Annotated in this window: 1 pseudogene; it reads right to left on the bottom strand. The window is 45.6% G+C overall.

The window, feature by feature from the left end:
• Positions 1–261: pseudogene (locus tag CWC11_RS23020) on the bottom strand (ISAs1 family transposase); the annotation flags it as partial.

Here is a 261-nt window from a genome sequence, read left to right on the forward strand (position 1 = left end):
TGTTATCGATATGCCAATGCGCTCGTGTGGCCTCCGCTAGTCTTTGCGCACTCAAGTTTGCTGAGCTTATGTAATATCGATATGTTAATTCTCCTTGCTTTTGATTATCCAGTTTACGATAAGACACTATCACGCCTGCACTTTGTAAATTGGGCCAGCTCGCACTTGCTGGAATGTGGGTCATATCATGGCAGACAACCGCCGCCCTGAACTCTTCTCGACCTCGTTGATAATCTACTTCACTTAGTAGGCTATCATTCG

It is taken from the genome of Pseudoalteromonas sp. S3178, from assembly GCF_005886985.1.
Classification (GTDB): Bacteria; Pseudomonadota; Gammaproteobacteria; order Enterobacterales; family Alteromonadaceae; genus Pseudoalteromonas; species Pseudoalteromonas carrageenovora.